This window comes from Xanthobacter autotrophicus, assembly GCF_005871085.1.
Lineage (GTDB): Bacteria > Pseudomonadota > Alphaproteobacteria > Rhizobiales > Xanthobacteraceae > Xanthobacter > Xanthobacter autotrophicus.
This window is the reverse complement of record NZ_VAUP01000010.1, coordinates 64,897-72,728: the sequence shown is the minus strand read 5'-3', so window position 1 is coordinate 72,728 and position 7,832 is coordinate 64,897. Positions and strand designations below refer to the sequence as shown.

Genomic DNA, 7,832 nt, shown 5'->3' with positions numbered 1-7,832 from the left:
ACCGCCAAGTCTTACTCGACTGCAAACCAATCTTGCGATCGATCGCAGCCCGCAAGGACTCCGCCGTCCACGTTTCTCTTTCTTCCATTCAACCTGTCAAACAGCACGAGAACCGAAGCCCTCACCCCACTCCGAGGAGCAGGAACCGACACCTCGTCCTCCGGCTTGTAAACCGGCGGCTTCACAACAATCTGTCGTGAGGAGCGTCGGAGACACGCCGTCGATCCGTCCAGTGGGCGGCGGCAGCGCGTCGTCGATGGGCGGTTTATAGGGGATGCCCGTCGGATCTGTCAACGACGATCTTCGCAAAAAGTGCGAAACCGCCTTCCGCTGTCATCAGGGCGTTGTGAATCGGCGCCTAAATCGAGTTTCATCACAATATCTTATGCCGAACACGGCCTGGGGATAAGCGGTATCGCCGTCCGCCCCATTTTCCGCAAAAGCGGGGCCGCAAGGGCTGTTCTCGGCCGGCGACGCGGCGGATTTTTTTGAAAAATCCGCGCCGCGCCGCCGGCCGGGTTAAGGCGCCGCACACGCGAGGCCTTGAACCGGCAGGATTTCACACCGCGAGGCGCACCGGCGCCTCGGTCACGACACGCGCGCTCATGGTGAGCAGTTCGTAGCGCGCCACGGTCTCGCCGTTCTGGTTGAACACCTCCGCGTCCCAGCGCACCTCGCCATAGTCGGGCCGGCGGCCGGGCTGCTTGTGCTTGACGGTGAGCCGCACCCGGATCGCATCCCCGGGCGAGACCGGCTTCAGGAAGCGCAGGGTGTCGAGGCCGTAATTGGCTAGGAGCGGCCCCGGTGCTGGATCCACGAACAGCCCGGCGGCGAACGACAATATGAGGTAGCCGTGGGCCACCCGCCCTGGGAAGAAGGGATTGGCCTTGGCCGCCGCCTCATCCATGTGGGCGTAGAAGGTGTCGCCGGTGAAATGGGCGAAATGCTCGATGTCGTCGAGGCTGATGACACGCGAGCCCGTTTCCACGGTGTCGCCCACCTGGAGCGCCTCATAATCCCGCTTGAAGGGATGCTCCGCCGTCACCGGGGCCGGCGCGCCGGACAGCCAGGTGCGGCTCAAGGCCGAGAGCCGCGCCGGCGAGCCCTCCAGCGCCGTGCGCTGCATATAGTGGAACACGCCACGCAGCCCGCCCATCTCCTCGCCGCCGCCGGCCCGGCCGGGACCGCCATGCAAGAGGCCCGGCATGGGCGAGCCGTGGCCGGTGGATTCCCCGGCGCAGTCACGGTCCAGCACCAGCAGCCGGCCATGATGCGCGGCGATGCCGAACACCAGCGTGTCCGCCACCTGCGGATCATAGGTGAAGACCGAGGCCACGAGGCTGCCCTCCCCCTTGGCCACCAGCGTCACCGCATCGTCGAGCCGGTCATAGGCCATGACGGTGGCCACCGGACCGAAGGCCTCCACCGCGTGGGGTGCCACCGCCGCCAGCGGCCTCGCACAGCGCAGCAGCACCGGCGCCATGAAAGCCCCCGCCTGCGCGTCGGCCCCGATGGGTTCGGCCGCATCGGGATCGCCGAAGACGATCTCCGCCTCCTGCGCGATCTGCGCCACCGCCGCCCGGGCGGCGTCGCGCTGGCCAAGGCTCGCCAGCGGCCCCATGCGCACGTCGTCGCGGCGGGGATCGCCGAGGGATATCTTCGCCAGTTGCGCCTTCAGCGCGGCGATCACCGCGCTTTCCTGGGCGCGCGGCACGATGATGCGGCGGATGGCGGTGCATTTCTGGCCCGCCTTCACCGTCATCTCGCGCACCACCTCCTTGATGAAGAGGTCGAACTCGGGGGCGCCCTCGCTGGCGTCCGGGCCGAGCACGGCGGCGTTCAGCGAATCCCGCTCGGCGATGAAGCGCACCGCGTTGCGCGACACCGCCGGATGGTCGCGCAAAAGCTGTGAGGTCTCCGCCGAGCCGGTGAAGGAGAGCACGTCCTGTCCGGTGAGATGATCGAGCAGGTCGCCCGCCGATCCGCATACCAGTTGCAGCACCCCCTTCGGCAGGATGTTCGCCTCCACGATCAGCCGCACCACCGCCTCGGCCACATAGGCGGTGGCGGTGGCCGGCTTGGTGATGACCGGCACGCCGGCGAGGAGCGCGGGGGCGAGCTTCTCCAAAAGGCCCCAGCAGGGGAAGTTGAAGGCGTTCACATGAACCGCCACACCCCGGAGCGGGGTGAGGATGTGAAGGCCGATAAAGGAGCCGCCCTTGGAGAGGCCCTCCGGCCCGCCCTCCACCACGAAGCGCTCGCCCGGCAGTTCCCGCCGGCCGCGGGAGGCATAGGCGTAGAGGGTGCCGATGCCGCCGTCGATGTCGATGAAATTGTCCCGCTTGGTCGCGCCGGTGTCGGCAGCGAGGGCGTAGAGCGCCTCCTTGTGGGCGCCGAGATGGGCGGCGAGCGCCTTCAGCATGTCGGCGCGCTCGTGGAAGGTGAGCCCGCGCAAGGCCGGCCCGCCCACCTCGCGGGCATGGCGTACCAAGGCGGAGAGATCCAGCCCCTTGGTGGAGGTGCGCGCCACCACGCGCCCGTCGATGGCGCTCGGGATGTCCACGAGGCCCTCTTGCGGCACGAACCAGCGGTCGAGGGCGTAGCTGTTGAGGATTGGGGTCATGGCTGTTGTCCTCCCTGTTGTTCTGCCTGCTCTGTGGGTTGCCAGTCGGCGAAGCCGCGTCCGTCGCGGGCGAGGGCCAGCAAGAGCGGCGCGGGCTCGGATCCGGCGCCGCCGGCGGCGTGGGCGGCTTCCACTTCGGTGACGACCGCGCGCAGGCCCATCTGGTCGGCGGCCCACATCGGCCCGCCTCTGGTGCGCGGGAAGCCGTAGCCATGGACGAAGGCGAGATCGATGTCGGAGGCCCGCAGCGCGATGCCCTCCGCCAGCGCCTTGGCGCCTTCGTTCGCCATGACGGCGAGCAGCCGGCGCTGGATCTGCTCGGGTGTGAAGGAGCGCGGGACAATGGCCTTCTCCGCGCGGCCTTCGGCGATCAGCGCCTCCACCACGGGATCGGCGGATTTTCCGCCCGCTGCATCGTAGGCATACCAGCCGGCGCCGGTCTTGCGGCCGAGGCGGCCCTGTTCCACCAGCCGGTCGGCGATGGACACGTAGCGCTCGGCCGGATCGCGGGTCGCCGCCCGGCGCTTGCGCATGGCATAGGCGATGTCGAGGCCGGACATGTCGGATACGGCGAAGATGCCCATGGCAAAGCCGTAGGCCTCAAGCGCCGCATCCACCGCCTGCGGGCTGGCACCGTCCTCCACCAGAACCTCGGCATGGCGGCGGTAGAGCGCATAGATGCGATTGCCGATGAAGCCGTCGCAATTGCCGGCCACCACCGGCTGCTTGCCCATGCGCTTCGCCAGCGCCAGCGCCGTGGCGATGACATCCGGCGCGGCGAGAGCCGGGCGCACCACCTCCAGCAGCTTCATCACGTTGGCCGGGGCGAAGAAGTGCAGGCCCACCACGTCCTGCGGGCGGGAGGTGACGGCGGCGATGGCGTCGAGGTCGAGATAGGAGGTGTTGGTGGCCAGCACCGCGCCGGGCTTTGCCACCGCATCGAGACGGCGGAAGATGTCGGCCTTGACGGCGAGGTCCTCGAAGGCGGCCTCCACCACCAGGTCGGCGGCGGCAAGGCGGCTCCAGTCGGCGGTGGGGGTGACGCGGGCGCGGCGCTCGACGCCTTGCGCATCGGTGAGGCGACCGCTCTTCACCTGACGGGCATAAAGGTCGGCCACCCGCTGCAAGCCGGCGGCGGCGGCCTCCCCATCCCGCTCCACCAGGGTGACGGAAAGCCCCGCGTCCGCCAGCGCCACGGCGATGCCGGCGCCCATGGTGCCGGCGCCGATCACCGCTACCGCCTCCAGCGGACGCGGCGCGACGCTCTCCAGCCCCGGCACCTTGCCTGCCTCGCGCTCGGCGAAGAAGAGATGGCGCAGCGCCTTTGCCTCGGCGCTCTCGCGCAGGGCGAGGAAGGCGGCGCGTTCAAGGGCGAGGCCGGTCGCGAACTCCCCCGCCGCGCGGATGACGCGGATGGCCTCGTCGATGGCCGGGACGCCCTTCGCCGCCTTGCGGGCGCGGGCCGCCGCAGCCTCGTCCGCCGCCGCATCGCCGGCGGGAACCGGCAGCGCCGAGAGGCGGCGCTTCGGGACGCCCGGTGCGCGGGCGATGGCTTCGGCGAGGAGGTCACCCTCCACCACTTCGTCGAGCAGGCCAAGGGCGAGGGCATCGCCCGCCTTCAGCACCCGCCCCTCACAGATGAGGGCGATGGCCTGGGCCACGCCGACGAGGCGCGGCAGGCGCTGGGTGCCGCCGGCGCCGGGGATGAGGCCGAGCCGGGTCTCGGTGAGACCCATCAGCGCCTTCGGCCCGCCGAGCCTGAGGTCGCAGGCGAGCGCGATCTCGCAGCCGCCGCCCAGCGCCGCCCCGGCGATGGCCGCCACCACCGGCTTTGCACAAGCGTCGATGGCCGCCACCACATCCGGCAGGAAGGGCGCATCCGGCGGCTGGCTCATCTCGCGGATGTCGGCGCCGGCGATGAAGCGCCCCGGCCCGCCGCTGATCACCAGCGCCGCCACATCGGGATCGGCCTCCAGCGCGCGCACGGCATCCAGCAGCCCTTGCCGCACCGCCTTGGACAGGGCGTTCACCGGCGCAAAATCAATGGCGATCACGCCGACGGCTCCATGGCGCGCGACGGTGACCGGAGGTGTCACGGCATCCACGGCTCAGACCCTCTCGATGAGGGCGGCGATGCCCTGGCCGACGCCGATGCACATGGTCGCCACCGCCCGCTTACCCCCGCGCACCTCCAGCGCGCTCACCGCCGTCATCGCAAGCCGCGCCCCCGACATCCCAAGAGGATGGCCAAGCGCAATGGCGCCGCCGTGGGGATTTACATGCTCCGCGTCGTCGGGAAGGCCCAGCTGGCGCAGCACCGCGAGGGCCTGGGCGGCGAAGGCCTCGTTCAGCTCGAAAAGGTCGATGTCCGCCAGCGCCAGGCCGTTCTTCTCCAAAAGCTTGCGCGTGGCCGGCGCCGGGCCGATGCCCATGATGCGCGGCGGGACCCCCGCCTGCACCACCGAGACCACGCGGGCGCGGGGGGTGAGGCCATACTTCTTCGCCGCCGCCTCCGAGGCGAGGATGAGCGCCCCGGCCCCGTCATTCACGCCGGAGGCATTGCCCGCCGTCACCGTGCCGCCGGTCTTGCGGAACGGGGTCTTGAGGCCGGCAAGCTGGTCCAGCGTGGTCTCGGCGCGCGGATGCTCGTCCGTTTCCACGCAGAGCACGGCGCCTTTCTTGCCCTTCACCTCGATGGGGGCGATCTCGCGGGCGAAGAAGCCGGCATCCTGCGCCACCTTCACCCGCTGCTGGGAGCGATACGCGAACAGATCCTGGTCGGCGCGGGAGACCTGGAAGTCCTCGGCCACGTTCTCGCCGGTCTCCGGCATGGAATCGACGCCGTATTGCGCCTTCATCAGCGGGTTCACGAAGCGCCAGCCGATGGTGGTGTCGTAGATCTCCGCCTGCCGGGAAAACGCCTCCTGCGCCTTGCCCTGGACGAACGGCGCGCGAGTCATGCTCTCCACCCCGCCGGCGATGATGAGGTCGGCATCGCCGGTCATGATGGCGCGGGCGCCGATGCCCACGGCGTCGAGGCCGGAGCCGCACAGGCGGTTCACGGTGGTGCCCGGCGCGCTCACCGGCAGGCCGGCGAGCAGGGCCGCCATGCGGGCCACATCGCGATTGTCCTCGCCCGCCTGGTTGGCGCAGCCGAGGATGACATCGTCCACCGCCTCCCAGTCCACGCCCGCGTTGCGCTCCTTGAGCACGCGGATGGGATGGGCGGCGAGGTCGTCGGCGCGCACATCCCTCAGGGCGCCGGCATAGCGGCCGATGGGGGTGCGCGCGAAATCGCAGATAAAGGCGTGCGCCATTGTTGTTCTCCGGATGTCTGGGGTCAGGCGGCGGCCGGGCGGCGCACGCACACCACGCGGAAACGGCTCGCCACGAAGGCGGCATCCGTCATGCAAGCATTGCCGGCGGGGTTGGCGCCGGAGACGTGGTAGTCGCTGAAGGCGGCGCTCTGGTTCACATAGATGCCGCCGGTGAGGTTCACCGAAAGCGCCACGCCCGCCTTGGCATAAGCGGGGATTGCGGCGGCGATCTCGGCCTCGTCGGTGCTGTAGAGCGCAGCGGTGATGGCGCCCTTCTGCCTGGCGGCGCGGGTGGCGCGGGCGACGCCATCGGGCGCATCCTTCACCGCCACCACGAAGGCGATGGGGCCGAAGCGCTCTTCCAGATAGGCCGCTTCGTCGCCCGCCTCGTCCTGCGCCTCCACGGCGAGCAGCAGCGGCGTGGCGGTGCGGGCGCCTTCCACCTGAAGCGCCGCGCTGTCGCGCACGATGCGGCCAAGTCCGCGCGCCTCATCGATGCGGGCCAGCGTCGCCGGATTCTGGATGGCGCCCAGCACCGCCGCCGCGCGGGCGGGATCCGACAAAAGCGCGTCGATGGCGGCGCCGATGCCGGAGGCCACCTCATCGAAGCTCTTGTGGCCCTCGTCCGTGGCGATGCCCGCCGCCGGAACGAAGATGGTCTGCGGCGCCGTGCACATCTGCCCGCTGTAGAGGGAGAGCGAGAAGGCGATGTTGGCGCACATGGCCGCGAACGCGCCGGTGGAGGCGATGACGATGGTGTTCACCCCCGCCTCCTCCGTGAACACCAGCTTGTCCCGCAGGGTCTCGCGCAGCCAGCCACCGAAGGCGGACGAGCCGGTGAAGTCCACGAGGCCGATGGCGGGGTGGGTCGCCAGATCCTTGGCGAGCGGCGCCTCCACCGTGTCGGGGGCGAGCTGGAGCACGTCCGGGTCGAAGCCCTGCGCGGCGAGTACTTCGCGGCCGATTTTCACGGTCAGCGCCAGCGGCAGGATGGCGGCGGGATGCGGCTTCACGATCACCGCATTGCCGGTGACAAGGTCAGCGAACAGGGCGGGATAGCTGTTCCAGGTGGGAAAGGTGGCGCAGCCGATGACGAGGCCGATGCCGCGCGGCACCACATGGAAATCCTTGTCGAGGCGGATGGAGGCGCGCCCCATGGGCTTCTCCCAGCGCACCGCGCCGGGCACCCGCGCCATCTCGGCATAGGCATAGGCTACGGCTTCAAGCCCGCGATCCTGCGCATGGGGGCCGCCGGCCTGGAAGGCCATGGGGCCGGCCTGCCCGGTGGTGTGCTCCACCGCCTCGGCGATGAGGAAGCTTTCGGCGTTGAGGCGTGCAAGGATTTCCAGCGCCACGCCCACCCGCTGCTCCACGGAGGCCTGCGCCCAACCTTCGCCGGCCCGCTCCGCATTGGCCACCAGCGCATCGACGCTGCGCGCCGCATAGGTGATGCCCAACGCCGGCCCGAACGGCGAGACCTCGGCGCCGACGCGCGCGCCCTCCCCTTCTCCGCCGAGATCGAACGCCTGACCCTTCAGGGCCGCGAAGGCCGTCTTGCCAGCGCTCGCCGCGCCTTCGGGATAGGCCTTGGGATTTTCGGGAAACGCCGCCCAGAAGCCGCGCTCGCGCGACGCCGCAACGGCCTTCTCCAGCAGCGCGGCATGCGCCTGGAACAGATCATCCATGGCCTTCTCCCTGAGGCCTGATCCCACCGGATCAGGCGCTGTTCTGGTTTGTGAGGGAACCTGCCGCCCGATCGCCGCGACCGGCCGGCGTCCCCTCCCCGCGCGGGGCATCGTCCTGTTGACAAGCCTGCCCCTTGCGCTAAAGATTAACCGATCGATCGGTTAATTCAAGAGGCTCGCAAGAGCCCGGATCTGGGAGGATGAAGT

General features: G+C 70.0%; 4 protein-coding genes. All 4 read right to left on the bottom strand.

Going from position 1 to position 7,832, the window contains the following annotated elements; all coding sequences use genetic code 11:
* Positions 1 to 559: 559 nt before the first annotated feature.
* Genes paaZ through paaN form a run of 4 tightly spaced genes read right to left on the bottom strand, consistent with a single transcriptional unit; the run spans position 560 to position 7,625 of the window.
* A complete protein-coding gene (paaZ, locus tag FBQ73_RS03935) occupies positions 560 to 2,623 on the bottom strand; it encodes a phenylacetic acid degradation bifunctional protein PaaZ (RefSeq protein WP_138398211.1) in 2,064 nt (687 codons plus the stop codon).
* A complete protein-coding gene (locus FBQ73_RS03930; protein ID WP_392567219.1) occupies positions 2,620 to 4,677 on the bottom strand; it encodes an FAD-dependent oxidoreductase in 2,058 nt (685 codons plus the stop codon). Before FBQ73_RS03930 ends, paaZ begins: the two co-directional genes overlap by 4 nt.
* A gap of 54 nt (positions 4,678 to 4,731) precedes the next feature.
* Positions 4,732 to 5,940 (bottom strand): 3-oxoadipyl-CoA thiolase, encoded by a 1,209-nt coding sequence (pcaF, locus tag FBQ73_RS03925; RefSeq protein WP_138398209.1) that lies wholly within the window; start codon positions 5,938 to 5,940, stop codon positions 4,732 to 4,734.
* A gap of 23 nt (positions 5,941 to 5,963) precedes the next feature.
* A complete protein-coding gene (paaN, locus tag FBQ73_RS03920; protein ID WP_138398208.1) occupies positions 5,964 to 7,625 on the bottom strand; it encodes a phenylacetic acid degradation protein PaaN in 1,662 nt (553 codons plus the stop codon).
* Positions 7,626 to 7,832 lie beyond the last annotated feature (207 nt).

Bases quoted from the DNA above. Each gene is read 5' to 3' on its own strand.
- paaZ (WP_138398211.1), bottom strand. From the start codon at position 2,623: ATGACCCCAATCCTCAACAGCTACGCCCTCGACCGCTGGTTCGTGCCG.
- pcaF (WP_138398209.1), bottom strand. From the start codon at position 5,940: ATGGCGCACGCCTTTATCTGCGATTTCGCGCGCACCCCCATCGGCCGC.
- paaN (WP_138398208.1), bottom strand. From the start codon at position 7,625: ATGGATGATCTGTTCCAGGCGCATGCCGCGCTGCTGGAGAAGGCCGTT.